The 25,418-nt window shown below is 63.3% G+C and carries 25 protein-coding genes; 10 read left to right on the top strand and 15 right to left on the bottom strand.

The window, feature by feature from the left end:
* Nucleotides 1-90 precede the first annotated feature (90 nt).
* The 6 genes from AC0L3U_RS07070 to AC0L3U_RS07045 all read right to left on the bottom strand — a co-directional run bounded on the left by AC0L3U_RS07070 (nt 91) and on the right by AC0L3U_RS07045 (nt 5,732).
* Nucleotides 91-1,179, bottom strand: coding sequence for a mandelate racemase/muconate lactonizing enzyme family protein (locus tag AC0L3U_RS07070; protein WP_473361200.1), 1,089 nt, complete (start codon nt 1,177-1,179; stop codon nt 91-93).
* Nucleotides 1,180-1,281: 102 nt separating this feature from the next.
* The gene (locus tag AC0L3U_RS07065; RefSeq protein WP_473361199.1) at nt 1,282-2,121 is read right to left on the bottom strand and encodes an alpha/beta fold hydrolase; all 840 of its coding nucleotides are present in this window, start codon (nt 2,119-2,121) and stop codon (nt 1,282-1,284) included.
* A gap of 10 nt (nt 2,122-2,131) precedes the next feature.
* The gene (locus AC0L3U_RS07060; RefSeq protein ID WP_473361198.1) at nt 2,132-3,325 is read right to left on the bottom strand and encodes a M20/M25/M40 family metallo-hydrolase; all 1,194 of its coding nucleotides are present in this window, start codon (nt 3,323-3,325) and stop codon (nt 2,132-2,134) included.
* 37 nt (nt 3,326-3,362) lie between these two features.
* Nucleotides 3,363-3,791: a hypothetical protein gene (locus AC0L3U_RS07055; protein WP_473361197.1), complete on the bottom strand. Its 429-nt coding sequence runs from the start codon at nt 3,789-3,791 to the stop codon at nt 3,363-3,365.
* Nucleotides 3,788-4,393 carry a nucleotidyltransferase domain-containing protein gene (locus AC0L3U_RS07050; protein ID WP_456650873.1) on the bottom strand — a complete coding sequence of 202 codons (606 nt, stop codon included), beginning with the start codon at nt 4,391-4,393 and terminating at the stop codon, nt 3,788-3,790. Before AC0L3U_RS07050 ends, AC0L3U_RS07055 begins: the two co-directional genes overlap by 4 nt.
* A 94-nt stretch (nt 4,394-4,487) precedes the next feature.
* On the bottom strand, nt 4,488-5,732 hold the full coding sequence (locus tag AC0L3U_RS07045) for an MFS transporter (protein ID WP_473361196.1): 1,245 nt from the start codon (nt 5,730-5,732) through the stop codon (nt 4,488-4,490).
* A gap of 157 nt (nt 5,733-5,889) precedes the next feature.
* On the opposite strand from AC0L3U_RS07045, the gene xylB reads away from it, so the two are divergent.
* From xylB to AC0L3U_RS07025, 4 genes are all read left to right on the top strand, one after another.
* A complete protein-coding gene (xylB, locus tag AC0L3U_RS07040; protein WP_473361363.1) occupies nt 5,890-7,335 on the top strand; it encodes a xylulokinase in 1,446 nt (481 codons plus the stop codon).
* Nucleotides 7,336-7,546: 211 nt separating this feature from the next.
* Nucleotides 7,547-9,076 (top strand): sugar ABC transporter ATP-binding protein, encoded by a 1,530-nt coding sequence (locus AC0L3U_RS07035; protein WP_473361195.1) that lies wholly within the window; start codon nt 7,547-7,549, stop codon nt 9,074-9,076.
* Nucleotides 9,069-10,124: an ABC transporter permease subunit gene (locus AC0L3U_RS07030; RefSeq protein WP_473361194.1), complete on the top strand. Its 1,056-nt coding sequence runs from the start codon at nt 9,069-9,071 to the stop codon at nt 10,122-10,124. The genes AC0L3U_RS07035 and AC0L3U_RS07030 overlap by 8 nt, the downstream gene beginning before the upstream one ends.
* A 99-nt stretch (nt 10,125-10,223) precedes the next feature.
* On the top strand, nt 10,224-11,171 hold the full coding sequence (locus tag AC0L3U_RS07025; RefSeq protein ID WP_473361193.1) for an ABC transporter substrate-binding protein: 948 nt from the start codon (nt 10,224-10,226) through the stop codon (nt 11,169-11,171).
* Between the two features lie 1,165 nt (nt 11,172-12,336).
* On the opposite strand, the gene AC0L3U_RS07020 is transcribed toward AC0L3U_RS07025, so the two are convergent.
* Complete coding sequence (locus tag AC0L3U_RS07020) at nt 12,337-13,611, bottom strand: L,D-transpeptidase (protein WP_473361362.1); 1,275 nt, start codon at nt 13,609-13,611, stop codon at nt 12,337-12,339.
* A 198-nt stretch (nt 13,612-13,809) separates the two neighbouring features.
* On the opposite strand from AC0L3U_RS07020, the gene AC0L3U_RS07015 reads away from it, so the two are divergent.
* Entirely contained in the window at nt 13,810-15,006 is a 1,197-nt protein-coding gene (locus AC0L3U_RS07015; RefSeq protein WP_473361192.1) for a lysozyme family protein, read from the top strand.
* Between the two features lie 181 nt (nt 15,007-15,187).
* Here AC0L3U_RS07015 and AC0L3U_RS07010 read toward each other — a convergent pair whose 3' ends face one another.
* Nucleotides 15,188-15,610 (bottom strand): bleomycin resistance protein, encoded by a 423-nt coding sequence (locus AC0L3U_RS07010; protein WP_473361191.1) that lies wholly within the window; start codon nt 15,608-15,610, stop codon nt 15,188-15,190.
* A gap of 253 nt (nt 15,611-15,863) precedes the next feature.
* Between AC0L3U_RS07010 and AC0L3U_RS07005 the strand changes: the two genes are divergently transcribed.
* Nucleotides 15,864-16,244: a hypothetical protein gene (locus AC0L3U_RS07005; protein ID WP_473361190.1), complete on the top strand. Its 381-nt coding sequence runs from the start codon at nt 15,864-15,866 to the stop codon at nt 16,242-16,244.
* A gap of 220 nt (nt 16,245-16,464) precedes the next feature.
* On the top strand, nt 16,465-16,956 hold the full coding sequence (locus AC0L3U_RS07000) for a GNAT family N-acetyltransferase (RefSeq protein ID WP_473361189.1): 492 nt from the start codon (nt 16,465-16,467) through the stop codon (nt 16,954-16,956).
* A 126-nt stretch (nt 16,957-17,082) separates the two neighbouring features.
* On the opposite strand, the gene AC0L3U_RS06995 is transcribed toward AC0L3U_RS07000, so the two are convergent.
* The 3 genes from AC0L3U_RS06995 to AC0L3U_RS06985 form a co-directional block, all read right to left on the bottom strand.
* Nucleotides 17,083-17,433, bottom strand: a complete 351-nt coding sequence (locus AC0L3U_RS06995; protein ID WP_456765449.1) for a hypothetical protein — start codon at nt 17,431-17,433, stop codon at nt 17,083-17,085.
* A gap of 419 nt (nt 17,434-17,852) precedes the next feature.
* On the bottom strand, nt 17,853-18,134 hold the full coding sequence (locus tag AC0L3U_RS06990; protein WP_456765448.1) for an HGGxSTG domain-containing protein: 282 nt from the start codon (nt 18,132-18,134) through the stop codon (nt 17,853-17,855).
* Complete coding sequence (locus AC0L3U_RS06985; protein WP_473361188.1) at nt 18,131-18,787, bottom strand: hypothetical protein; 657 nt, start codon at nt 18,785-18,787, stop codon at nt 18,131-18,133. The genes AC0L3U_RS06990 and AC0L3U_RS06985 overlap by 4 nt, the downstream gene beginning before the upstream one ends.
* Nucleotides 18,788-19,226: 439 nt before the next feature.
* Between AC0L3U_RS06985 and AC0L3U_RS06980 the strand changes: the two genes are divergently transcribed.
* Nucleotides 19,227-20,201, top strand: a complete 975-nt coding sequence (locus AC0L3U_RS06980) for a Bug family tripartite tricarboxylate transporter substrate binding protein (RefSeq protein ID WP_473361187.1) — start codon at nt 19,227-19,229, stop codon at nt 20,199-20,201.
* Here the strand turns inward: AC0L3U_RS06980 and AC0L3U_RS06975 are convergent.
* Nucleotides 20,188-20,673 carry an NUDIX hydrolase gene (locus AC0L3U_RS06975; RefSeq protein ID WP_473361186.1) on the bottom strand — a complete coding sequence of 162 codons (486 nt, stop codon included), beginning with the start codon at nt 20,671-20,673 and terminating at the stop codon, nt 20,188-20,190. The genes AC0L3U_RS06980 and AC0L3U_RS06975 overlap by 14 nt on opposite strands.
* Before the next feature lie 101 nt (nt 20,674-20,774).
* Between AC0L3U_RS06975 and AC0L3U_RS06970 the strand changes: the two genes are divergently transcribed.
* Entirely contained in the window at nt 20,775-21,899 is a 1,125-nt protein-coding gene (locus AC0L3U_RS06970) for a DUF1236 domain-containing protein (protein WP_473361185.1), read from the top strand.
* Nucleotides 21,900-21,949: 50 nt separating this feature from the next.
* Here the strand turns inward: AC0L3U_RS06970 and AC0L3U_RS06965 are convergent, their stop codons facing one another.
* Nucleotides 21,950-22,906, bottom strand: coding sequence for a lytic transglycosylase domain-containing protein (locus tag AC0L3U_RS06965; RefSeq protein WP_473361184.1), 957 nt, complete (start codon nt 22,904-22,906; stop codon nt 21,950-21,952).
* 182 nt (nt 22,907-23,088) lie between these two features.
* Between AC0L3U_RS06965 and AC0L3U_RS06960 the strand changes: the two genes are divergently transcribed.
* The gene (locus AC0L3U_RS06960; RefSeq protein ID WP_473361183.1) at nt 23,089-24,123 is read left to right on the top strand and encodes a L,D-transpeptidase family protein; all 1,035 of its coding nucleotides are present in this window, start codon (nt 23,089-23,091) and stop codon (nt 24,121-24,123) included.
* On the opposite strand, the gene AC0L3U_RS06955 is transcribed toward AC0L3U_RS06960, so the two are convergent.
* A complete protein-coding gene (locus AC0L3U_RS06955; protein WP_473361182.1) occupies nt 24,120-24,395 on the bottom strand; it encodes a hypothetical protein in 276 nt (91 codons plus the stop codon). The two genes, AC0L3U_RS06960 and AC0L3U_RS06955, sit on opposite strands and share 4 nt — an antisense overlap.
* 79 nt (nt 24,396-24,474) lie before the next feature.
* A complete protein-coding gene (locus AC0L3U_RS06950; RefSeq protein ID WP_473361181.1) occupies nt 24,475-25,332 on the bottom strand; it encodes a VOC family protein in 858 nt (285 codons plus the stop codon).
* Nucleotides 25,333-25,418 lie beyond the last annotated feature (86 nt).

The raw sequence follows: 25,418 nt of genomic DNA, 5'->3' as shown, positions 1-25,418 counted from the left end.
GCTTGCTGGTGCAAACCGACCGCGCCGCGCGCTCCACTTCACCTCTCCCGCGTGCGGGAGAGGGGGCACACCTGCCGCTGCGGCTCCGTGCTACGCCGACAGCTTCGCCAGCCCGTTCCAGTCGAAACTGATGCCGTGGCCGATACGGTCCGGCGCGAGCGCCAGCCCGTCCTGCAGCACCAGCGGATGCTCGATATATTTGTCGAGCCCAAAACCGTGCGCCTCCAGATACGACCGGTTCGGGCAGGCCGCGAGCAGGTGCACGGTGATGTCGTGCGCGCCATGGCTGGTGACGGGCAGGTTGAACGCCTCGGCCAGCCGCGCGATCTTCATGAAGGCGGAGACGCCGCCGCAATTGGTGACGTCAGGCTCGGGATAGGACACCGCACCCGCGACGATGTAGTTCTTGAACTCCCACAGCGAACGCAAATTCTCGCCCGCTGCGATCGGCACGCCGCCGGCCTGCATGATGCGGACATGGCCCGCGACGTCGTCGGGAATGATCGGCTCCTCGAGCCAGGTGAGGTCGTAGGGTTGGAACGCCCGGGCGGCGCGGATCGCGTCCTCGACCGTCCATTTCATGTTGGCATCCACCATCAGCGGAAAGCCGTCGCCGAGATGCTGTCGCATCGCGGAGACCTTCGCTACGTCGGTTTTGAGATCGGGCCGGCCGACCTTCATCTTGATGGCGCGAAAGCCTTTGGCGAGATTGCCGTCGGTCTGCTCCAGCAGCGCCTCGACCGAGAGATCGAGGTCGATGCCGCCGGCATAGCAGGGCACGCGCGCATCGAACCCGCCGAGCAATCGATACAGCGGCAATTTCGCGCGCCGGGCCTTCAAGTCCCACAGCGCGATGTCGAGCGCCGAGAGCGCCAGCACCGCCGGCCCGCCGCGCCCGCCATAATGCAGGCCCCACCAGACCTGATGCCAGATCGCTTCGGTATCGTCGGCCTCGCGTCCCTCGACCAGCGGCGGGATCTCGCGCCTGAGGATGTCGGCGACGGCGCCGCCATTGCGCCCGACCGTGTAGGTGTAGCCGACGCCCTCGGCGCCATCGGCATCGCGCACCCGGCAGGTGATCAGCTCGAACGCCGCGATGTCGCCATGGGTCGAGTCGGAGAGCATGACGGGGAGGGGGATCCGGTAGAATCCGGTCTCGATGGTCGAAATGCGCGGCATGCGGCCTCCCTGCGTTTTCTTGCAGGCTAGGCGGCCAGGCACGGGTGGGCAACCGCGTTTGCGGCAATGCTGCTACGTCTTTGCTCGACCCATCCTGCAACATCAAGCGAAGAAACGACGCAACTCCATGGCGACGCGGATTGGATCGCCTTCGTTGTCTGCGGCAATATGGCCGGCACCCTTGAATTCGACACGTGTTGCGTTCTGCAGGATCGTGACGAGCGCATCGAGCGCAGCGGCGAGATAGCCTTGGCTCCGATCGCCGCCAAGCAGCAGCGTTTCCGTGCTCAAGCCTTTGAAGCGGTCAAGATCGCCGGCCGTCTCTGCAATAAGCTCAATGTCGTAATGGACTGTCGGGATGAGAGTAGCCAGAGGGGGCCCATCGCCCACGCCTTTGTCCGGACGCAGCCGCATCATCACGGCGAAGAGCGGTCTCACGATAAACGCAGGGAGTTTCGTCAAAACCTCGTCGTCACCAGTCCCTTTGAGCGCGGCAACAAGGGCCGCTGCCAAATTGCCTTTCGTCAGGGCCGCCTCATATTCCGATGTCCAAAATCTCGGTTGGACGGGGCCGAACTCGAGCGGTGGTTCGTAAAGCGCGAGGCGCGAGATCGCCGGATTGACGAGCGCGGTGTGCATGGCAACCAGCGCTCCGGAGCTCAATGCAAACACATTGTGTGCGCCCGTCTCGGCGAGAAGCCGACCGAGATCATCAATCTCGGTCGCCATGCAGTGGTCGGACCGGAACGGCCCGCTCAGACCTCGACCGCGCCGGTCCGGGATCAGAACGGTGAAGCGGTCCGTGAGTGCCGCTCCAAGGTCGGTAAAGCTCGCTGCGCTTTGCAGCGCGCCATGGAGCAGCACCAGGCCAGGACCTGAGCCCAGTTGCCGATATCCGATGACGGTGCCGTCATTGGCGACAAATGTTCTTTCCGAGGTCACGCAAGGCGCCTCACCGCATCGTTGCGAGCTGCACGGCCAGCGCGCAGGCGCGATCGTATTCGTCCAGATTGATCCACTCGTCGACGGTGTGCACCTCGTTTTGGCCGGCGCCGAAGGTGACGGTCGGAACGCCGTGACGGACCATCCAGTTGGCATCGAGCCCGCCATTGGCGGTGCGCACGTTCGGGGTGCCGCCAACCGCGGACACGGCCTCCACCGCGCGTTTGACGACGGGAAGGTTGTCCTTCATGCGGAACGGGAAATAATCGGTCTCGGCCTTGAACTTGACCTTGCCGGATTTGCCTTGCGCGTTGGTGACTTTCTTGGCCGCCTTCTCGAACGCGGCCTTGTAGGCTTTCGTGATCTCCTTGAAGAACTTTCCGTCATGGCTGCGGCTTTCGCCGCGCACATGCACGTAGTCGGTGACGACGTTGGTGGCGTCGCCCGCAGGCCGCCCCTCGCCGCCGGTGACGGGGCCGACATTGCTGGTGCCTTGCTGCTTGCGCTTGACCACCTTGCCGAACCAGCCGCCGGCCTTCACGTCGGCCAGCGCAAGCGCGAGGATCATGGTCGAGGAGATGCCGCGCTCCGGCGCAACGCCGGCATGCGAGGCCCGGCCGAAGATCTCCACGGTCCAGCGGTCGGCCCCCACCGCGCCGATGACGACGTTGGAAGCCGAGCCGCCGTCATAGTTGAAGGCCATCACCGGCGAGCCGAGCTCGTCGAGCTTGACGTGGCGCGCGCCGTAAAGCCCGCTCTCTTCGCGCACGCAGAACAGCAGCGTGATCGGCGGATGATCGAGCTGCTGCTTCTCGAGCTCGGCCGCCAGCGTCACCAGCACGCCGCAGCCGCAGCGATTGTCGCCGCCGAGCGCGGTCTTGGCCTCGTTGACGATCTTGCGACCGGACTTCTTTGGCCTGGCGCCGGCGCAGAGCGGCACAGTGTCCATGTGGGTCATGAACATGATGCGCGGCTGGTTGTGCAGCGCGCCGCGACCGGGCAGGTCGACGATGAGATTGCCGGTCTCGGTCGGCACCGGAATGCGGGTATTGGCATCGTCGAGCCGGATCGCTTTCGCCGGCACGCCGCTCTCCTTCAGCGCAGCCGTGAGCTCACGCCCGATCGCGGCCTCCTGTCCGGTGACGCCCTCGACGGCGAGAAAGCGCATGAGGCGGTCGGTGGCGGCTTTGGTGTCGACAGGCATGGACTATTCCTTACGTCATCGCCAGCGATGCTGGGGGCTAGTGCTTCGCTGGCGGATCAAGCTTGGCGACCGCCGCTTCGATTGTCTTCGTGCACCGAACCAGGTCGGCGAGAAGCTTTTCGTCGATCTCCATCCGGCCCTGATATTCGGCAAGATTTCGTTCGTTGTGGGCCTTGAGGAAGACCTGTATCTCCGGCGCACTCGTTCCGATCGTATGCACCAGCGTCTGAAATACCGTGATACGGTCTTCCGAACGATAGCCCTCGCGCCGGAGTGCAGCCAGCGCAAGCCGGTGTGCTGCGCCATAGGCCAGGTCAAAACGGCTATCGGGATCCAGGTCTTCATTCTGAGCATCTTTCAACCGGCTGCCCGCGGCCGCAACCATGCCAAGATACTCGCTGCGTGTGGGCGGCTCGATCTTGAGCCGCTTGATCCTCACGAGATTGTCGAGCTCGGTCTTGCTCATGCGCGCAAATCGCGTTGAGTGCCAAGAATGAACGTCTTCGGGCCGAGAGCTAGCTTCCTGGCGAAGGAGCCGGCCCGCGAAGACCGCTGCCGCCATTCTTCCGATGTGAGAAAAGCCGGGCTGATCTTGCGAAGCAGGCGATCCTCGGCGTGTTGAAAGGCGGTGTAGAGGTCCGAGTAGTCCAAGTCGTCTCCGATCACCATGACATCGATATCGCTTTGCGCGGTGTCCGTTCCCTTGGCGACCGAGCCAAAGATGAAAGCAGTCTTTATCTTACTCGCGAAGGGTTCAAGAGCTTTCTTCAAGAACTCGCTCAGCGCCACGGTCTTGAGGACGAGGCCCTGCAGCTCTTCGAAAATCGGCGAATGCCGGTTGGCGCGATAGTGCTTTTGATTGCCGATGTGCTCGACCGAGACAAGGCCACTACGCCGCAGGCGCGATAGCTCGCGTTCGACCGCCCCCGTGCCGGAGGCAACGGTCCGGATGATCTCCGACGTGTAGAAGCTGCGGTCGGGATGCGCGAAAATGAGACCAAGCACGCGCTGCTGCACCTTGGAGAATAGTGCATTTGACAGGTTTATGGTTTCTGCATTCGTACCCATATTGGGGATTATACTACCCAAATTGGGAATATCAAGCGACACTGCTGATAGTGGTGGAGCTCGTTCGAAGAGTTTCCCGACGCGGCGGTCCCCTCTACGAACGCGACGAGGTATAGATCAAAAAGATCAGCGCGCCGATGCCAAGCATGGCAGCCATGAAAAGCAGCACCGCCGGCAGCCCCGCGAACGCCGCCACGGCGCCGGTGACCGACTGCATCAGCGCCGCGCCGAGGAAGAAGGCGAGATTGATCGCGGCGAGCGCCTTGCCCGCGACCTGTGCGTCGACCAGCTGCCGCGACATGCCGAACAGCAGCGGCTGCGCCGAGGTCGCCAAGCCGATGAGCACGAACAGCACGAGGTCGTATTGCGGCGGCATCACGGGAAGGCCGAGCAGCATCGAGACGGCATAGTGCGGCGCCCCTAACGCCATCAGCGCCAGCAGCACTGCGCCGGCCAGGTGCGTTCCGGCCACCAGCGCGCGGCGGCGTCCGATCCTGCGGTCGATCATGCCGATGACAAGCGGACCTGCGATCATCGCCAGCGTGAACGCGCCGAGCTGGTTGCCGGCCTCGACCCGCGACAATCCCTTGACCTGCATCAGCCACGGTCCGCCCCACAGGCCGCGCAGCACCAGCGAGGTCGCAAGCGACACCAGCGCCAGCGCGATCAGGCCGCGCAAGGGCCGCGACAGTCCGAGCCTGAGCACCTCGATCATCTGCGACAGCGGCGAGGATTCGTCCTTGTGCTCGGCCGGCTGGTTCGGCACCAGCAGGAACACCGCGAGCGCCACGGCGACGCCGCCTAGGCCTGCGATCCAGAACCCGGCGCGCCAGCCGTAAGTGTCGACCACGAAAGCGAGCGGGCTCGACGACAACAGCATGCCGATATTGCCAATCGAGAGGATCGCGCCCGACCACAGCCCGAAGCGCGCGGCCGACAATTGCTTGGCCGCCAACGTCATCGGGCACATCAGCATGCCGGAGGTGGCGACGCCCAGCAGCACCTGACCGACCGCGAAGCTTTCGGGACCCGTCGCGAACCCCGACGCGATGGCGCCGACCACGGTTCCCGCGAGCAGGCTCAACGACACCGGCCGCACGCCAAAGCGGTCCATCGCCGCACCGACCGGGATCTGCGCGGCCGCAAACGCGAACGGATAGACCGAGGTGAGGCTCGCCAGCGCCTGCGGTTCGATGCCGAAATCCGCCGCCATCAGGTCGAGGCTGACCGCCGGAATGGTGCGCAGCAAGGTCGAGAGCATGTGCCCGCAGGCCAGCGCGAGCAACGCAAAGATCAGCGCGCGAGTGGCTCCCGCGTCGTTGGTGGCGGCGGTGGTCATGGGCGTTGCGTCCCGGCAAGGTTTCGGGTGGGGTTACATGATTGGCGCGTGCATGCCAACATCGGGAACGCCATGCCCGCAATGTCATTCCCGCAATGTCGTGGATGCACAAGGCAACGGACGCGCAAGATCCTAAATGTGCAAGGCAAGCGACATCATGTATCTCGGCATCGACCTCGGCACCTCCGCCGTCAAAATCGTCCTGGTCGACGACGCGCAGCGCGTGGTGGCGAGCCGCAGCCGGTCGCTAACGGTCTCCTCGCCGCGTCCCGGCCATTGCGAGCAGGACCCGGCACAGTGGATCGAGGCGACGTTTGCCACGCTGGACGCGCTGAAGGCGGACCACGCGCGCCAACTGGCTGCCGTCGAGGGCATCGGCCTGTCCGGCCAGATGCACGGCGCGACGCTGCTCGACGCCGGTCACACGCCGTTGCGGCCCTGCATTCTCTGGAATGACGGACGGTCCTTTGCGGAATGCGCCGAGCTGGAGCGACGCTGGCCCGCCTTGCGGACGACGACAGGCAACAAGGCGATGCCGGGATTCACGGCGCCAAAACTGCTGTGGGTCGCCAGGCACGAGCCGGAGATCTTCGCGGCGACAAAACTCGTGCTGCAACCCAAGGCCTATCTGCGCCTGGTGCTGACGGGCGAGGCGATCGAGGATGTCTCGGACGCCTCGGGCTCGCTGTGGCTCGATGTTGTCACTCGCGACTGGTCGGATGAGGGGCTCGCCGCGACCGCGCTGTCGCGGCGGCAGATGCCGCGCCTGGTCGAGGGCTGCGCGCCGGCGGCACGGCTGCGAAGCGAGTTGGCGCAGCGCTGGGGAATGACCGGGCGGCCGATGATCGCGGGCGGGGCCGGCGACAATCCGGCGGGAGCTGTCGGCATCGGCGCCGTCAATCCCGGCGCAGCCTTCATTTCGCTCGGAACCTCCGGCGCATTGCTGGTGCCGACCGAGACGATCGCGGCCAATCCGGAGCGGGTCGTGCACATTTTCTGTCACGCCGTCCCCGGCAGGTGGATACAAGCCGGCGCGATCCTCTCCGCGGCATCGTGCCTGGCCTGGATCGCGCGGCTGTTAGGGACTTCCGAGGCCGACCTGCTGGCGCCGCTCGGGTTGCGCCCGAAGGCGCCGTCGCCGGTCAGCTTCCTGCCGTACCTCTCCGGCGAACGCACCCCGCACGACGATCCCGACGTGCGCGGCATGCTCGACGGGCTCAGTCACGCCACCGATCGTGACGCGATCGTGCAAGCCGTGCTCGAAGGCGTCGCCTTCGCGCTCGCGGATTGCCGGGACGTGCTTGCCGAGACCGGGCTGGCGATCGCGGAGGCCGATGTCATCGGCGGCGGCTCGCGGTCGCGGTTCTGGTTGTCGGTGCTGGCCAATGTCCTGAACATGCCGGTGCATCGCTTTGCCGACGGCGAGACGGGCGCGGCGTTCGGTGCGGCGCGGCTCGGCCGCCTCGCCGTCACCGGGGAGGCGATCGATGCCGTCTGCACCGCGCCACGGCGCGTCGAGACGTTCGAGCCTGAGCCCGCGCTTGCGCAGGCCTATGCCGAGCGGCTGCCGCAATGGCGCCGCCTGTACCGGCTGCGGCGCTGATCGCGATACGCGATGATGTGGCGAAGAAAAGGCATCACACGCGGGATCGGTTCCGTCTGCGAAAGATAAAAGCAGCGCCGGACCGTTGGTCGGCAGGCGGGAGGTATTGCCCTGCGCCACAACCTTTTGTTTAATGCTTGCACCCGCGCCAGGGACCAACGAGACGCGGGTGAGATTGCGATGCCGCCGGTCGGCGCATCGGGGAGGTGTGATGAGCGAGCCCATCCTCGAGATGCGCCGGGTCTCTAAATCGTTCTTCAGCATCAAGGCGCTGCGCGACGTCGACCTCACCGTCTACGCGGGCGAGATCCACGCGTTGATGGGCGAGAACGGCGCCGGCAAATCCACCCTGATGAAGATCCTGTCGGGCGCCTACCGGCCGGACCCGGGCAGCGAGATCCGCATCGACGGCCAGCCCGTGCAGATCAGCGGTCCGCTCGGCGGCCGCGCGGCCGGCATCGCGATCATCTATCAGGAACTCTCGCTCGCCCCCAACCTGAGCGTTGCGGAGAACATTTATCTCGGTCGCGAGGTCTCGCGCGGCGGCTTGCTGGCGCGCGAGGCGATGCAGGCAGGCGTCGGTCCGATCCTGGCGCGGCTCGGCGCGGATTTCACGCCGCAGACGCTGGTCGCCAATCTCTCGATGGGCCAACGCCAATTGGTCGAGATCGCGCGCGCGCTGCACGCCCGCTCCAGGATCCTGATCATGGACGAGCCGACCACCGCGCTGTCGGCCGGTGAGAGCGAAAGGCTGTTCGCGCTGATCCGCCAGCTGCGTGCCGAAGGTCTTGCCATCATCTACATCTCGCATCGCATGGACGAGGTCTATGCGCTCGGCGATCGCGTCACGGTGCTGCGCGACGGCACGCTGGTCGGTTCGCTCGACAAGGGCGACATCCGCGCCGACACCATCGTCCGGATGATGGTGGGACGCGACGTCTCGTCCTTCTACAAGAAGCAGCATGATCCCAGGAATGAGGCGCGGTCGGGCGCTCCCGTGCTTGCGGCCGTCGACATCGCCGACGGCAGGCGCGTCAAGGGATGTTCGCTGACGGTGCATGCGGGCGAGGTCGTCGGCCTTGCCGGCCTGGTCGGCGCCGGCCGCACCGAGCTTGCGCACCTCATCATCGGCGCCGCGCCGATGGTGTCGGGCCATGTCGAGATCGAGGGGCGGGCGGTCTCGATCCGCACGCCCGGCGAGGCGCTGGACGCCGGCATTGCCTATCTCACCGAGGACAGGAAGGCGCTCGGCCTGTTCCTCGACATGTCCTGCCTCGACAACATCAATCTCGCGGTGCTCGGCCGGGATGCGAAATTCGGCGGCATCCTCGATCGCGACAAGGCCCGTGACCGCGCCAAGCGCGCGTTCGCGGGGCTCGGCATCCGCGCTGCGAATGTCGGTGTTCCCGCCGGCGGGCTCTCCGGCGGCAACCAGCAGAAAGTGCTGCTGTCGCGGCTGCTCGCGATCGGCCCGAAGATCCTGATCCTCGACGAGCCGACGCGCGGCGTCGACGTCGGCGCCAAGTCCGAGATCTATTCGATCATCGACAATCTCGCGAAGTCGGGCACCGCGGTTCTTGTCATCTCGTCCGACCTGCCCGAGATCATCGGCATCTGCGACCGCGTCATCGTGATGCGCGCAGGACATATCGCGGGGCAGATCCGGCGCAACGCGACATCGCCGCTCAGCCAGGAGGACATCATGGCCCTCGCCACCGGAACGGAGCAGCTCGATGCCTGAGAACGGCGCTTCCGCCAACACCGCCCCCGTCAAGGTCGCCCCCGTGGCGCCCGGTCTTGCCGCCGCGCAGGAGACCAAGCGGCAGCGGACGCGAATGATCATTCGCGCGGTCGGCATGCTGCCGGTGCTGCTGTTGCTGTGCATCGGCTTTCACGTGCTGTCGGACGGCCGCTTCTTCACCGGCCAGAACATCGGCATCGTGGTGCAGCAGTCCGCGGTCAATACCGTGCTGGCCGCAGGCATGACCTTCGTCATCCTCACCGGCGGCATCGACCTCTCAGTCGGCTCCATCCTTGCGGCCTCGGCGATGGCCGGGCTGATCATCTCCAAATTCCCGGATCTCGGGGTGCTGTGGTTGCCGGCTGCGGTGCTCACCGGTGCGGTCTTCGGCATTCTCAATGGCGGCTTGATCGCGCTGTTGCGCCTGCCGCCCTTCATCGTCACGCTGGGGTCGTTGACTGCCGTGCGCGGCGCGGCGCGCCTGCTCGGCGCCGACACCACGGTGTTCAATCCGTCGATCCCCTATGCCTTCATCGGCAACGGCGCCTTGACTCTCATCCCGGGCGTATTGTCGATTCCCTGGCTCTGGGTGATCGCATTGCTGGTCATCCTGGTGTCGTGGCTGGTGCTCAAGCGCACCGTGCTCGGCGTGCACATCTACGCGGTCGGCGGCAACGAAAGCGCGGCGCGGCTCGCCGGCATCAAGGTCTGGGCCGTGCTGATCTTCGTCTATGGCGTGTCCGGCCTGCTCGCGGGCCTCGGCGGCGCAATGCAGGCGGCGCGGCTCTATGCCGCCAATGGCCTGCAGCTTGGCCAGTCTTACGAGCTCGACGCCATCACCGCCGTGATCCTGGGGGGCACCTCCTTTGTCGGCGGCATCGGCTCGATCTGGGGAACGCTGGTCGGCGCGCTGATCATTGCAGTGTTGTCGAACGGCCTGATCCTGATCGGCGTCTCCGATGTCTGGCAATATGTGATCAAGGGCCTGGTGATCATCGGCGCGGTCGCGCTGGACCGCTATCGGCTGCAGGGCTCAGCGCGCACGTGAGCGCGGAAAAAAGTGCAGCGGGTGCTGCGCCGTCATGTTCATTCCGTCACGGCAACTGGTCGCCGTGCCGGAGCTTCAAACAGACCAGGGAGGAAGCCAATGTTGAAGTCGATCTCGTTTGCCGGCGCCGCGATGGCGCTCGTCCTGAGCTCTGCGCCGTCCGGCGCCAAGGAGCTCAAGTCGATCGGCGTTTCGCTGGGCTCGCTCGGCAATCCGTTCTTCGTCGCGTTGTCCAAGGGCGCCGAGTTCGAGGCCAAGAAGACCAATCCCAATGTCAAGATCACCACCGTCGGCTTCGAATATGATCTCGGCAAGCAGGTCACCCAGATCGACAATTTCATCGCCGCCGGCGTCGACCTGATCCTGCTCAACCCCGGCGATCCCAAAGCGGTCGGACCGGCGATCAAGAAGGCGCAAGCCGCCGGCATCGTCGTCGTTGCCGTCGACACCGCGGCCGAAGGCGCCGACGCCACGGTGACCACCAACAACGTCCAGGCCGGCGAGATCTCCTGCCAGTACATCGTCGACAAGCTCGGGGGCAAAGGCGACGTCATCATCGAGAACGGCCCGCAGGTCTCCGCGGTGATCGACCGTGTCGTCGGCTGCAAGAACGTGCTCGGCAAGAACCCCGGCATCAAGGTCCTGTCCAACGACCAGGACGGCAAGGGCTCGCGCGAAGGCGGCCTCACGGTGGCGCAGGGCTATCTGACCCGCTTCGCCAAGATCGACGCCATCTTCGCCATCAACGATCCGCAGGCGATCGGCACCGACCTTGCCGCGCGCCAGCAGCAGCGCACCGGCATCGTCATCACCGCCGTCGACGGCGCACCCGACATCGAAGCCGCCCTCAAGGACCCGCAGGCGACGCAGATCCAGGCCTCCGCCTCGCAGGACCCGTTCTTCATGGCCCGCCGCGCCGTGCAGGTCGGCGTCAACATCCTCAACGGCCAGAAGCCGGCGTCCACCGTCGAGTTGCTGCCGTCGAAACTCGTGACGCGCGACAATGTCAAAGACTACAAGGGCTGGACCTCGGACCGCTCGCAGTAGCGGGCGGAAGACGGCTGGCGCCAGGTGCGTGGCGCTGGCGGGCTCGCGTGGTGCGGTGTTAGCTGGGCGTGCAGCGGTCGACCGCGGCTGGGTCGGCCGCGCTCGCTCGTTACGCTCATGATCTTGAGGTCATAGGCTCAAATCCTGTCCCTAATCATACCCGCAGACTCAACCACCCGACGTCCGCTTTTCGACACGAAGCGGGCCCCTGGCTTTCGATGCACCAGTTCAGCTTGTGACCCATTGCGGACATCCTCTGGTTTGATTCCCTAGATTGGGTTAGATCGGCACCACAACTATTCGACGCAGGATACCGAGATGAATTCGGTCAAGGTGGGTATAGAGGAGACCGGACCGTTACCGTTAACCGTTACCTGGCGCGGGCGTAGTTGTATCGTTTGTGCCCGATAGGTTCGGAGGAAACAAGCTTGAGGCTTATCGGCATCATATCGATCCTTCTGCTTATGGCGGGTTCAGTTTGCCAAGCTCAGTGGCAACCGATCGATCCACCCGGCGACGCCGTCGTCAGAAGCGAAGGTGGCTTCATTCGCATTGGGTGTCGGAGAAGTGCAGATCAGCCGCCGGATGAGGGAAAGCTCACGATGATGATCTATGAGCCACGTGCCGAATGGACGCCTGGCCAAGAGGTCACTGTTCGATTCAATACCGATACCGGCAGTCACTCAAGCAACACTTCGGCGACTGCCTCTACATCTCATGTGGCGATAGTCTGGGAGGGACACGTTCTTTTTGAGTTCGCCTCAATCAAAAACGCAAAGAAATCGTTTGTCTTGCGAGGTGATAACTTCGAACGCACATATTCAGCTCAGAACCTCATGGCGAGCGTGCAGCCGGCATTGAGGCGGTGCGGGTTCACTTCGCCCTGGACCGACCCTTAACCGAGGCGGGGCTGAATAATTCAGACGTTGCCATGGTTCCCCTTCCATCTGCCGGCGTATTCCCGACAAGGTTCTTGTCCTTCGCCGGTAGCTCGCGGGTCCGCTCTTGGCCCATAGCTGACCTGCCCGCGCAGCCGGTCCATGACCGTTTGTGACCCTTAGCGGACCTCGCGCCGCTTTGGCTCAGGTGCGGACATCAAGTTGTCGTCGGACAATTCCACCCGGTTGCGCAGCGGCATCGTGTGTTAGTGGGTTGCGCCGCCGCGTCAATGCGTTACCACGATGAAATCCGTGTCTTTTCCCGTCTCCTGGCTAATTCCGTTGTCGGAAACAATCAACGAAGAAGCCGGCGTCAGGAGTTCAGAGATCTTCTCAACCGTATCCTGGGTCATTTCGATACGGTCGAGCGCAGCGTTGGCGTTGTCGGGTAACGGTCCCGGCGCGGTTTGCTTCGCGGGCGCTTCTCGCCGTTTCGTGGCAGCTTCGGACATACGGGGCAATTCCTCTGGAATCGACACGACGCTCCAGCGAATAGCCGTTCCCTCGTTCTGGAATTCCATTGCGGTAAACACGTGCGTTCCCCGCGGCTCCTCCGGATTTTCGATCTTGACCGGGACATCAAACAACGGCGTGAAGCCCTGACGCACGAACAGCTTGCTCAACTTGCGACTGACGAAGATGGAGATCGGGATGATCTTTTTAGGCCCGCTTGCAGCGGGAGCCGAGCCCGGCTCCTGGAGACTGGCGGCTTCTGGAGGTTCGGCGTTTGACACCAGTGATCGCTGCGTTGCCGCGGCTGCCCCGATGCTCTTGGTTGCGACGGTGGCACTCTGGAATTCGGACGAACCGGACGCGGCTTTCGGTTGAAAAAGATGCGGATTGGTTATCTCGACCGGCTGGACATCACCATGCGCAATGATCACGCGCGTGCCGCGCTTCGTGAGATGCCAGAGTCGAACGGCAAAATCATTTTTCAAACGGATGCAGCCGTGTGACGCTGGATGCTCGGGCACGACACCGGCGTGCAACGCGATCCCTGACCAGGTGATGCGTTGCATGTAGGGCATGGGGGCGGCGCTATAAATATTTGAACGGTGCCATCGTTCTTTGCTGATGACGCTGAACACGCCGAGGGGCGTCGGATGCCCCGCCATTCCTGTGGACACCGAAGAGCGTGCAATCAGGGCCCCGTTGTCAAAAAGCGAGACCCGTTGGTCTGCTATCGAGATGATGATCTGGAGCGGGCCCTTCGGAACGGGCTCGGGCCGAACGCTCTTCGCCCTTTCAGAGCTTGTCTGCCCGTGGTGGTGCTTGTCTTTGAACGGAGCATATTGGCTTCGCCAGAACGTGTGTTGGGGTCCAAACAGAAATTGAGCGTGTGCGATCCCCGCAGGGAGCATGAAAATGGCGAGTACAGCGGTTGTTATCGCGCGCTGCATTGCTGGTAATTCCTTAACGAGCATCGCCCGCCCGTAGGCGCGATTCCATCGTTTCGAGACGATGCGCGAAGCCGAACCTGATGCGTCATCCTGACAGCGCACCAAGCCTCTCCTCCAAATCTGGTCGCCAAATCTGGTCGCAGTGGGTCGAAAATTGGACCGTACTCACAATTACCGTGGGAGTTGCCGCTGAGACGGGCGCGATTGCTTGTGATCGACGCGTTGCAATCGGGCAACACGCTTCGGAAAAATTGACGAGCGGCCGTTCACGCCATTGCGCGGCCCACATTGATTCCAAGAATGAGCCTCTTCGCATGCTTGGCTTTTCTACACGGCTCCGGCGGAGCCTATGGGGGCGACGGCATCATGAACCCGCGGCGATTTGCGATAGTGGCGCCGGCATTTTGCGGAACGGTCGTTCTCGCGGGGTGGATCGTTGGCTGGCTGGCTGGCTTCGGTCCGGCCGGCTCCGAGAACGCCCGCGCAGTGACAGTCCAGGACCGCGCAGGTGCCGCCGCGATGCTCGCGGATGAACCGCAGGCAATCGCAATGGGCAACACCGGACCCGCGAACGCCGCTGTCGCTAGCGCCGAAGTGGCGACGGCCGCTGAGCCCGCGGCGGTGACAGCCACCGACACGACGGCGGCCTCGGATAAACCGGAATCGATCGTCGTGGCCGCGTTGCCTGATCCGTCGCAAACGCTGTCGGCCGATTTACCGCCTGCGCAGGACTCGGTGGACCTGGGCCACCACGATGTCGCCCAGCCGGCGCCGACCACGTGCGGTGCATCCGGCGGTGCCTCCAGCACGGGGCCGCAGGATTTCCGGTATCTCATTTGTTATGTCTGGTCCGAACTGCCGCCTGCCGAGAAGCCGGCGGCGATCGTCTTGCGTTCGTTCAAGGACATCCCGGTCGGAACGCCGGTTGAAGAGATCAAGCGCGCGTCCGACGCTTTCGGTCTGGATTTCAATTTCATGAAGGCCGTGGCCAAGGTCGAGTCCGGTTTCGACCCCAAGCAGCGCACCGGGTCGTATATCGGGCTGTTCCAGCTGAGCAAATACGAGTTCAGAAAATTCGGCTCCGGAGACATTCTTAATCCCCGCGATAATGCCGTTGCGGCAGCCTACAAGGTCATCACGGAAGGCATTCTATTCCAGTGGGTGACGCACAGGAAGCCGGACTTGAACGATCTTTACCTGATCCATCAGCAGGGCTGGGAAGGCGCCGCGGAGCACCTCAGCCAACCCAATCGCATCGCCTGGAAATCGATGTGCGCCACCGGCGAAGGTAGGGAGAAGGGCGAAAAATGGTGCAGGCGCGCGATCTGGGGCAATACCCTTCCGGCCGTCAAAGAGGCGTGGAAATCCGTGGAGAAGCTGACGTCGGAGGCGTTCGTCGGAATGTGGCGTGAGCGGGTTGCTTATTTCCAATCGAAATACATGGGCACCGCGACCGCCGACGCCGAGCGGGCGCCGGCACCAGTGAATGTCCGTTGAGTGGTTAGCAGGAGTTGCCGCACCCGCGGGCGGGCGGGTTTCACCGTCGCCGGTCGCGCGGATGCACTTTACATCGTTGCCTGATCAGTCGCTTGGGGAGGCAAGTGAAGCTGCGTAGACGAAGTCCGCTTCTGGCCGGAGCGGACGGGCCACTTGACGCGGCTCTCGTTCGAAAGCGTGGTTACCTCTTCCCCAAATCCTCAGCGAACCGCAGGAGGTAACCATCGGGGTCTTGGACCAAGAATTGCCTGTTGCCGCGCTCCTCTCCGGCGATCCGATACCATGCGTCGTGACACTCTCTGAAGAGAGCCCATTTGTGCTGCTTCAGTGCATCCAGAAGAGGAGCAACAGAGTCGACGAATATTTGAAAATTAATCCCGCGCCCCAACGGCCGCTCCAGAGGCCCGGTTTCCCAGTTGCCATTTCTCTGATTCAGCATGACCTGTGCCCCTTGTAGTTCGATGTATATGAAGAGATTCTCAGGCCTTTGATAGGCAATCTGGAAGCCAAGTATGTCGCACCAAAAACCCTTGCTGCGTTCCAGGTCGAATACGTCAAACTCGGGTACAAGCCGAGCAAAGCCGCCACTAGGCAATCTATCCATCGTTATTCCCATCGCTCGGCATTCCTCCACGCTCTTGGTTTAGCGAACCGCGGCAGGGCCGATGCCGATCTCGTGAGGGGCCATCTATCACGATCCTCTGCAAGTGCTTGTGGCCCGTAGTTGACCTGCCGCGTGCAGCCGGTGGAGGACCGCTTGTGACCCGTAGCTGACCCCACCATTTGATCAAAATTTAGCGTTTAACTGAGGTCTATGGTTGACACGTTCGGTTATCGTTGGATGGTCTGGCGGAGCTATGGTGACGCTCGGTTGCGGCCTGAACCGGCTGTTTTGGGTTCTCATTGCGAGGAATGTTGTGCCCTCTCCAAACACAATTGCAAAAGTTGTATTGTGCGCCGGGCTGTTATCGCCATTGATCGCGATGATGGTCCCGAATTTTAGATGGCTGTTCCGTGTGGCTCTGCTCGCGGCCGTGCTCATTGGCGCGGCGGTTTGGGTCATCGGAGAGGCGGTCGATATTGAGGCCGCTAAGCCAAATGAAAGTCTCGATGCCCTGCTTGGGTATGCGATAAATTTCTGGACAGTTATTCTTGGCGGATCGTTGTTCATGGCAAGCGCTGCTGTGAGGGCGACTTGGTTCTATTTCCGCAGAAGGCAACAGGTCGCCTTAGGCTAAGGAAGCTGGCGAGGTCTGCAATTGGCCTTGAGCCGAAGAGCTCCTCAGCCGCCGTGATGTCCGCTCCCAAGGCTCAACCGGAAGGTAAGCAGCCGGGATACCGGAAGGCCGCTTGTGGACCCGTTGCGGACATTGGAAAGGATTGGCAATGTTCGGACTTCGAGTTGGTCTCATGAGGGCTGACTGGTTCTTGGCTGGGTACCAACGTCGGTGATCGAGCATGATCTATGATGTTTCCGTTGCGACTACGGGAGATGTCCCCGAAATACTCGCGCTTCAGGCCGAAAATCAGATTGCTAAAGGTGGTGCCTTGTCGGTCGAGTTTCCCGCGGCTTGGTTCGAGACGACTGTACAGGAGATGCCAATTATCATTGCTCGGCGTCGTGGACAGCTCGTGGGCTATCTTGTTTCGAGCGCACCGGAAAGGACGAAGGACTACGCACTCGGGCAAGCAAAGTTCACGGCGTACCCCGCCAAGGCGGGCGCCTACAATTCGGGTCCTTTGTGCATTGAGGCAAGCGAGCGCGGCCAAGGTTTGGCGGAAAGGCTATTTGAATTGCAGGGATCACTCCTTCGGGGACGCGAAGGCGTCGGGTTCATTCGCAGGGACAACGCAGCATCACGAGCAGCTCACACCAAGTACGGCTTCTCGGAGGTCGCTGAATTCACCTACCACACCATTGAATACCTGGTGGTCGCTCGTACAACCTAAGCCACGATCTCCTGTTGGCCTGAAGGCGAAGTGTCCGGCACGCCGCCAGCTAGGGCCATAGCGGACATCGAGAATACGCGGGCAAATCGACCGAATGATCCGAAGCCGAGCACATTGAAAGTGAAGTCAAGTCATGATGCCAGGCATGAAGCATCGGACGCGCGGATGGCCGTCTATGTAATGCCTCCAGACCATTGTACGGCCGAAGAGGTTTGGTTCTGTGACAACCGCAGCGTCAGGTACGAGCACCCATTCGCCGTCGATGAGGACGCGGTAACGGCCCCGACTGGACTCCCAATCGGCATCGGACACGATGTATCCGTCGGCATCGGTACAGCACTTTCCAAATTCGCTCTGCAAGCTTTCAAACCACGACTTCAGCGGAGAGTGGTCGTATCGGCCATCGTCGCGTGCAAGGACCGGCGTCAGTAGCAACGCTGAACCCAGCAACGATGCCGCAAGTTTCGCTGGAAACATCTGTTTGCCTCCGCGATATTCGCCGGCCGATCCGCTGGCTTGGTGCGGCTTAGGCTGGCAACCCGGAAACCGAGTCCGTTGCAACTGCCGCTGACGAGTGACGATAGCTACAATCGCTCGATGCTGTGATGGGGCAGTTCATTCCCATCGCCCGCTGACGTGAGTCCGGCAATTCGAGCGAAGGTTCAAACACGACAACGCTTCAACTAAAGGTCAGTGCAGCTGCTTCTTTGCCTAGCTTGCCCCTTGGCCGACCTCCAGGCTGGCGCCGAGCTTGTCCGACCAAGACGGCGCAGCCGACCAAAGCCATCACAGACTTATGGAAATGACCCGCGATGCAAGTCTGCAGAGCATCTGTTGCGGGTCTCAGCAACAGTATCGTCAACAACAATTGCGATCTACGCTGGTCGCCGCAACGTCTATTCGGCAACTCGCGACAGCTCCGCAAGGAGCTTCAACGCATCATCCAGCACGGCCTGGTCCTGCGTTCGTTCAGCGACCGCATCACGCGTGAAAGCGCCATGCGTTCGCGCATTCTGGTTTCCTTTCGGCGCGCCCGATCTCCGTGCGCCGCCGTGCATGCGGCAGCGCGTCTTGCCGTGCAGCGCCGGCGCGCGGCAGGTCGTGCCGCTTCGCGTCTCGGCGCCACAGCGCGGGGTCGTCCACATCGCATGCGTGTTGCGGATGTGATCGCCGCTCATGCGCTGGCGCCTTGCCTCGATTCGGCCTGTTCGCATTCGCCGGTCTCGCGCGGCGGGACCGTTCCAGCGGCTGTCGCAACGTTCGGCTCCGACACGATCAAGCTTGCGTGTTGCGTGACGTTGCCCACGATTGCCCTGCCGCCATCCTGCACCGACAAATTCCGGACCGTGATCGCACGCTCCCCGTTGTTGCGGTGGCGGCTGAGAGCCTCGATCTGGCTTGCGAAGGTGCGGGCCAGCCGGGTCAGCGCGCGTGTGAGGCTCTCCTGCTGCGGAATGTCATCGGTGAGGGCGAGGCGGCAGGCAGCGCGCATCGCCGCCGCTTGAACGGACACCATCTGCACCGCGAGCATGGCCTCGATCGAATCCTTCGGCGCGATGCTCTTCACCAGCGAGATCATGAAGGCGAGATTGGCTTCATCGGGCTTCCGTCCGGTCATGCTGGCCTTCACCAATTGCTTGAGAAGACCATGCAGCGCGTCGCGGTCAGCGGCGCCGAGCGCCTCAGCCAGCAACCGTTCGCCGGCTTGCGGGTCGGCATGGAGGATCGCAATCCCCCGCTTGTAGAGCTTGATCCGCGGGCTCGCGGCGGGGCCGCTGCGATTGGTTGCCGCAACCGGCAGCGTGTTGTGGCGTTTGGCCGATGTTGTCATGTGCTGTGTCCTTTGCCCGCGCGGGCTCATTGCGCGCGAAATCAATCGCTCGGCTCGCGCGCCTGTGGGATTTTTGAGATGTCGATGAAGGGCTTACGCGCAATCACCGCGAGCCCCCCGTGGTCGGGTGGCGTGGACGCTGGCGATTGTTGCGATGATCGCATTCTGCCAGTGTTTTGCCCGACGAGTCAAACGGCATTACGAAGCGCGCAATCCTCGTTCGTGCCTATCCGCGTTCGTGCAAGTGCTTGATCTCGCAAGCGCCGGCTACTGTGCATGGGGTTGTTTTCGCATTTTTGTTTCGGAGCGGCCCTGACCTGCCGCGCGACGGAATGCCGGCGCGCAAACGCGATTGCGAAATCCGGCGCGCCCGCTCATCATGATCTGCGAATCCGCCGCGTTATGACAAAGCGGCGCGATTCGTCTGGGGAGAAAACGAATGCAACGAACGCTTCGCTTGCTGGCGATCCTCGCCGGATTGTGCGTGACGACGGAGGCCTTCGCGCAAAAATATCCGGTGCGGCCGGTCAAGATCATGGTCGGCTTCAGCGCGGGCGGCCCGGTCGACGTCGTCGCGCGCATCGTCGCCGATCGGCTGAGCAACAAGCTCGGACAAGCCTTCGTGGTCGAGAACCGCGCCGGCGCCAACGGCATGATCGCCGCCGAAGGCGTCGCGCGTGCGGAAGGCGACGGCTACACGATGCTGGCGTGCAACTCCTCCACGATCACGCTCAACAAGACGCTGTTCAAAGATATCCGCTACGACCCGGAAAAAGACTTCGCGCCGCTCACCACCGTCGTGTCGGCGCCGCTCGTGCTCGTGGTCAATCCGGAGAATCCCAAGACGGCGAACATCAACACCGTCGCCGATCTCATTGCCGCGGCAAAGGCTGCGCCCGGCGCGCTTGCCTACGGCTCGGGCGGCAACGGCAACCTCGCCCATCTCGCCATGGAGCTGCTCAGCCAGAAGGCCGGCGTCAAGATGATCCACGTGCCCTATCGCGGTGGTGCTGCGTCCGAGGTCGGCATCCTCGCGCAGGAGGTGCTGGCGGTGTTCGATCCCTTGTCCGCCGTGCCGCTCGTGAAGGCCGGCAAGCTGCGCGCGCTCGCGGTGTCCTCGGCCGAGCGGCTGCCGGCGCTGCCGGATGTGCCGACCGTCGCGGAAGCCGGCTATCCCGGTTTCGACATCTCGTTCTGGGTCGGCTTCTTCATGCCGAAGGCAACGTCCGCGCCGACCCTCGAGATGCTGCACCGGGAGATCGTCGGCGCCGCCAACGATCCGGTGTTACGGGAGCGGCTGGAGACGCAGGGCGTCGTCAGCGTGCTCAGCCCGGCCGAGTATGCCGCCAAGATCGCGAAGGAGACCAGGGAGCTCGCCGAAGTCGTGGCGGCGGCGAACATCAAAGCGGAGTAGGGCGTCTGCTTGGCGTGATGCCGACCACCTGAGCCAGCCGCTCGAGCAGCGGGCGCTGTCCCGCGTTGATCTTCTCGTGCGCTTCTGCGAGCGTGAACCATTCCGCACGATCGACCTCCGGGAAGGTCTGGCGTTTGCCGCTGCGCGGCGGCCATTCCATCTCGAAAGTGTTGCTGCGAACGCTGCGCACGTCGAGGTCGAACTCGGCCGCGAACGCGGTGACGACCTTGCCGCCACGCTGCTTGACCTGACCAAGCGAAGTCAGCGGCACGGACAGCTCGAGTCCAAGCTCCTCGGCAAACTCCCGTCGCGCGGCGATGTCTGCGTCTTCTCCGTCCGCATACTCGCCCTTCGGGATCGACCAGGCGCCGAGGTCCTTGTTGCGCCAGAACGGTCCGCCGGGATGAACGAGCAGGACCTCGATTTCCCCATGCTTCCGATAGGCAATGATCCCGGCGCTTTTCGATGGCATCGCAGGTTCCGTGCAGGCGCGGACTTCGCCCGGGAAAAGTGGAACAGACGCTTTTAGCGCAGGTTAATAGCCAACGCTTTAACCGAACAAGGGAGTGAACCATGATCCGCCTGTTGGCAACGACCGCCTTGGGGCTGGTGCTGGCGAACGCCGCATTTGCGCAATCGCCAAGCACCAAATCCGAGCAGACGCCGCGATCCCAGTCCAATTCCGCAGCTCCGTCCAACACGTCGCCGTCTGGCGCGGCACAGACGCAGCAGTCGCCATCGCAGCCGCAGCAATCATCAACGCCGGCAGCGTCGACACAGAATACCCAGGCGACGACTCCGCCTTCCGGGTCGGCCAATTCCGGCTCCGGGACCAACGCCACCAACAGCGCGGATACGTCCTCCCGGCCGCCCAGCGGCACGGCAAACTCGAACACGGCCGGCAACCAGCCCGGCTCGCAGCAGAGCGCCAATCCGCCGGCGGCGAACGCGAACCAGGCGCAGGATCGCTCCAACCCTCCGTCGAACACTACCAATCAGGCGCAGCAGGCGCCTGGTGCGTCTGGCACCAACCAGGCCCAGCAATCGCCGAACGCGCCGAGCAGCAATCAGGCGCAGGACCAGCGGACCGGTGCCAATTCACAGACCGCCGCCCGCACGGACGTCAACCTCAACAAGCAGCAGGAAACCAAAATCAGCGCGTCCATCTCCCACCTCAACGTGCGGCCGCTGACCAGCGTCAATTTCTCGCTCAACGTCGGCACGGTCGTGCCGCGCGATGTCCAGCTGTCGACGCTGCCACCCGACGTCGTCGAGATCGTGCCGCAATATCGCGGCTACAGCTTTGCGCTGGTGAAGGATGAGATCGTCGTGGTCGATCCGGCGACATACAAGATCGTCACCGTGCTGCCGTACTCGGGACAATCCACCGCGACAACGACAACGACGACGACACGCGAGCGCAGCGCCAGCAAGTTTTCGGATCGCGATCGCGAAGTGATCCGCAAGCATGCGAAGACCCGCACGGAGGGACGGAGCGAACGACAGACCACCGGCAGCACTGCGCGGTCCGAGATCCATGTCGGTGACCGCGTTCCCGAGAGTGTCGAGGTGGAGGAATTCCCGAGCACCGTCTACCGGGACGCGCCCGACCTGCGCGAGTACCGCTACATTCACCGCGATACGCGGACCTATGTCATCGAGCCCCGCGAACGCCGCATCATCGAGGAGATCGATTAGTTCGTGGACCACCGGAAGCCGCTCCATCGAGCGGCTTCCGGATTTGCGCATCAGCCTGAGGATCGTTCGCGCGCCGCAAAACGGATGGCGCGGGCCTTCGCGCTCTTTCCCGCCGCGCGCGCGGCGATCATGCTGCGTGCCCTGCCCGGGTTGCTCTTTCGGATCAGGGACGCGAGCCGCTTGCGTGCGCGGCTGGCGGTCAATCGTGCCGCCAGCTGCTCGGCCTTGCGAATGATGGTCGTGACCGAGGGCGTCAGGTTCACCGGAACCCAGGCGACGTCTTTGGTCTTGGACAGGCTGCCGATGCCCTCGCATGGCGCCTCGCGCGGCAGGTCGATCCGGATCGCGAGGGCTTCCGCACGTTCGGTCCAGTCCTCGGCCTTGGTGCCGGTGATGATGCGGACATAGTCGCGGGTCTCGCGCGGCAGCTCGCTCTCTTTGGCTAGCCATTTCTGGATTCGGCCGGGACCCGCGTTGTAGGCGGCTGCAGCAAGTCCGAGATTGCCGAAATCGTCGCGCAGCTTGCGCAGGAATTTGGCCGATGCCGGCAGCGCCTTCATCGCATCGAACGGATCATCCAGCCCGACCTCCGCTGCCGTTTCCGGCATGAACTGTGCGACGCCTTGCGCGCCGGCCTGGCTGACCTCGTTGGACTTGAAGCGGCTCTCCTGCCAGATCAAACGCGCGAAGAACGGCACTGGAATGCCGCTGGCTTCGGCAGCGCCACGAAGCGCGTGGCAGAAGCGCTCCGTCGGCGAAACCGGCGCCTGCGCGACGGGGTAGACCGTATCCCGCGGCTCGGGTGTCTCCTCATAGGCCGCACGCGCATTGGCAAGCTCGAGGGCCTGTACGCTTGCAAGGAACAGTTCGACCACCGGAACAAGTGGCGCGGCCTGAGTGTTTTGAAGAACGGTGTGATCGAAAGCTGATGTTTGGCGGGACGCCGACGGATCGAAGTCGCACATCAGAATCATGAACGCGGCGCAAGCCGCGACGACAAATCGCATTTGCTGGAGCAACCTCGAACTGTGGGTGAACGGCCAGCGGTGCGCCGGCGATAAGGAGTTATTAACCGAGCGATTGCGGCAAAGCTGCGGTCTCGTCGGTTCCGCCGGTGTTACTACGGTGTTCCCGACGGGAAACTCCCTTCTCCGCGATTTTGCGGGCATGGCGAATTGGGACGAGCGAGATGATGCGGTGGATGCTTGGCGCGGTGATTTCGCTGTCGATGATCTCTCCTGCGTTTGCGGGCAATCTCGATGCAGCAGCGGTGAACGACGCTGCGCGTCCCGCAAGGCAAATTGCTGCCGATAAGCTCAACGCATCGATCGTGAAGCTTCAGATCTTGCTCGACCGTGCCCGGTTCTCGCCCGGGGAGATCGACGGCAAGCTCGGGGAGAACGCGCAGAAGGCGCTGAAGGCATTCGCTGAGCAGAACGGCGTTGCAACCGACAAAGCGATCGCACCGGAGCTTTGGGACAAGTTGAATGCCGCGAGCGAAGGCGCCGTCCTCGTCGAATACAAGATCACGGACGCGGATGTGAAGGGCCCGTTTCTGAAGGAGCTGCCCGGCAAGCTTGATGACATGAAGCAGCTGAAGACGCTGAGCTACACCAGTCCGCTCGAAGGGCTTGCCGAGAAATTCCACATGAGCGGAGACCTGCTTCGGACGCTCAATCCCGGCAAGTCCTTCGACAAGGCTGGAGAGACGATTACCGTTGCGAATGTCTCTGCACGAAGCGATCTGCCAGCCGTTGCGCGGCTCGAGATCGACAAGAAGAACGGCACGCTGAAAGCATTCGACGGGGGCGGCGCCCTGATCGCATTCTATCCCGCGTCAATCGGAAGTCCGGATCGTCCGACGCCGAGCGGTACGCTCAAGGTCACCAGCACCCACGAGAATCCGGTCTATCACTACAATCCCGACTACAAGTTCAGAAGCGTCAAATCGAAAAAGCCGTTCGATGTTCAGCCGGGCCCGAACAATCCGGTGGGAGCATACTGGATCGGCTTGTCCGCGCAGGGTTACGGCATCCACGGAACGGCGGAGCCTGACAGGGTCAGCAAGTCGGCGTCACATGGCTGCGTCAGGCTGACCAATTGGGACGTGCGCGCGCTCGGCGAGCACGTCAAGCGCGGCACGCCGGTGGTCTTCCTGGATGCGCCGACGGACTCCTCGGCCAGGCAGCAGGTGAAGTCCGGCGGCAGGCGCGCCTCGAACTAATCTTTGGGAAAGTCCTTGCGCATCGCGATCTCGGCGGCATCGCCGGGCGATAGCACGGTCTGGTCGAACGCTGCTTGCGGCCTCGTCATGATATCGTAAAGCGAGATGCCGTTGATCGGCTTGCCCATGAGCTCGCGGACGCAGTCGGCGAGCGTGCCGTTGTAGACGAGATAGGGCGGACCTCGATCCTTCTGCCTCTCGCCTTTCAGCGACGGCCACTTCTTCAGTTCGGCCGGCGCGTAATAGGCGATCGGCGATTTCTCTTTGAACATGCGCTTGGCCCCTGAAGGCGCGGGTAGCCCAGAAGCCTAGGGCGGCCCGGTAAAACGCTTGTTAAAGAATTAGTTCAAATCAGCCGGCAACAAAGGCGAGCAGGGTGCCGTTGGCCTTGGCCGGCGGCACGCAGATCGCAGGCCCGCTGCGCACCGCTGCCGAACCAAGCGCCTTCTCGGTGGCCGCGAGATCGCCGCTCACGAGCACCAGGGCAGCGCCACCGCGTTCGGAAAGACCCGCGAGCGGCACGCCGGGATAGCGTTTGCCGAGCTGCTCCAGCGTCAAGTAAACGAAATCGGCCCGATCGCCACCGGAGGCCACGGTCACCGCGCCATCGGTTTCACTCTTCGGCTCGCGGTCGATCAGCCGCCCCAGATGCGCGGCTTCCTTCGCGGGCTCGGGCGTCGCGATCAATGTCTGCTTGATCCGCTTGGCCGCATTGGCATGCTTCATCAGCTCGGGAATCCACACGGTGTCGCGCGTCTTGTGCTGGCAGGCGAAAATGCGCACGCCACCGGGCGCTTCGGCGGTCGGCCACATGAAGGTGCGGAATTTCGCCGCCGACACCGTGCCATCAGGCAGCGTCACGGGCCTTTCGAAATCGGTCGGGCCGATCGGCTCCAGGCCACGCGCGCGGATCTCCTCCGCGCCGGCGGTGGAATCGACCGCGGTGAAGGCGATGCGCTCGATGCCTTCGCCGCGGCTGTCCAGGAAGGCACGCGCCGGCGCGTTGTGCTCGGTCGCCGCGAGCACGCCGAGCAGCTCCATATAGTCCGGGTCGAACATGATGGTGTAGTTGCCGGTGCCCATATGTGCGCTGTGAGTGCCGCGCGGCGAGATGGTGAAGCCGAGCTGCCGGTAATTCTCGGCGGCTTTGTCGAGGTCCTGAACCATAACCACGGCGTGGTCGATACCGATGACGTTCTTGAGTGCCACTGTTCTTTCCCCGCATGCAAACTGACTGGACCGCCGCTGGCGGCCGCAAGTCCTGTCTACGCCGGATAGGCGGTCAAGTCATTTTC

The organism is Bradyrhizobium sp. Kon69, from assembly GCF_055807515.1.
This window is presented reverse-complemented; position numbering and strand designations above follow the sequence as displayed.

Bases quoted from the DNA above. Each gene is read 5' to 3' on its own strand.
- AC0L3U_RS06995 (WP_456765449.1), bottom strand. From the start codon at position 17,433: ATGTTTCCAGCGAAACTTGCGGCATCGTTGCTGGGTTCAGCGTTGCTA.
- AC0L3U_RS06980 (WP_473361187.1), top strand. From the start codon at position 19,227: ATGCAACGAACGCTTCGCTTGCTGGCGATCCTCGCCGGATTGTGCGTG.
- AC0L3U_RS06985 (WP_473361188.1), bottom strand. From the start codon at position 18,787: ATGACAACATCGGCCAAACGCCACAACACGCTGCCGGTTGCGGCAACC.
- AC0L3U_RS07035 (WP_473361195.1), top strand. From the start codon at position 7,547: ATGAGCGAGCCCATCCTCGAGATGCGCCGGGTCTCTAAATCGTTCTTC.
- xylB (WP_473361363.1), top strand. From the start codon at position 5,890: ATGTATCTCGGCATCGACCTCGGCACCTCCGCCGTCAAAATCGTCCTG.
- AC0L3U_RS07045 (WP_473361196.1), bottom strand. From the start codon at position 5,732: ATGACCACCGCCGCCACCAACGACGCGGGAGCCACTCGCGCGCTGATC.
- AC0L3U_RS07015 (WP_473361192.1), top strand. From the start codon at position 13,810: ATGAGCCTCTTCGCATGCTTGGCTTTTCTACACGGCTCCGGCGGAGCC.
- AC0L3U_RS06955 (WP_473361182.1), bottom strand. From the start codon at position 24,395: ATGTTCAAAGAGAAATCGCCGATCGCCTATTACGCGCCGGCCGAACTG.
- AC0L3U_RS06975 (WP_473361186.1), bottom strand. From the start codon at position 20,673: ATGCCATCGAAAAGCGCCGGGATCATTGCCTATCGGAAGCATGGGGAA.
- AC0L3U_RS07010 (WP_473361191.1), bottom strand. From the start codon at position 15,610: ATGGATAGATTGCCTAGTGGCGGCTTTGCTCGGCTTGTACCCGAGTTT.
- AC0L3U_RS06960 (WP_473361183.1), top strand. From the start codon at position 23,089: ATGATGCGGTGGATGCTTGGCGCGGTGATTTCGCTGTCGATGATCTCT.
- AC0L3U_RS06965 (WP_473361184.1), bottom strand. From the start codon at position 22,906: ATGCGATTTGTCGTCGCGGCTTGCGCCGCGTTCATGATTCTGATGTGC.
- AC0L3U_RS06990 (WP_456765448.1), bottom strand. From the start codon at position 18,134: ATGAGCGGCGATCACATCCGCAACACGCATGCGATGTGGACGACCCCG.
- AC0L3U_RS07070 (WP_473361200.1), bottom strand. From the start codon at position 1,179: ATGCCGCGCATTTCGACCATCGAGACCGGATTCTACCGGATCCCCCTC.
- AC0L3U_RS07060 (WP_473361198.1), bottom strand. From the start codon at position 3,325: ATGCCTGTCGACACCAAAGCCGCCACCGACCGCCTCATGCGCTTTCTC.
- AC0L3U_RS07025 (WP_473361193.1), top strand. From the start codon at position 10,224: ATGTTGAAGTCGATCTCGTTTGCCGGCGCCGCGATGGCGCTCGTCCTG.
- AC0L3U_RS07005 (WP_473361190.1), top strand. From the start codon at position 15,864: ATGGTGACGCTCGGTTGCGGCCTGAACCGGCTGTTTTGGGTTCTCATT.
- AC0L3U_RS06970 (WP_473361185.1), top strand. From the start codon at position 20,775: ATGATCCGCCTGTTGGCAACGACCGCCTTGGGGCTGGTGCTGGCGAAC.
- AC0L3U_RS07055 (WP_473361197.1), bottom strand. From the start codon at position 3,791: ATGAGCAAGACCGAGCTCGACAATCTCGTGAGGATCAAGCGGCTCAAG.
- AC0L3U_RS07030 (WP_473361194.1), top strand. From the start codon at position 9,069: ATGCCTGAGAACGGCGCTTCCGCCAACACCGCCCCCGTCAAGGTCGCC.
- AC0L3U_RS07000 (WP_473361189.1), top strand. From the start codon at position 16,465: ATGATCTATGATGTTTCCGTTGCGACTACGGGAGATGTCCCCGAAATA.
- AC0L3U_RS07050 (WP_456650873.1), bottom strand. From the start codon at position 4,393: ATGGGTACGAATGCAGAAACCATAAACCTGTCAAATGCACTATTCTCC.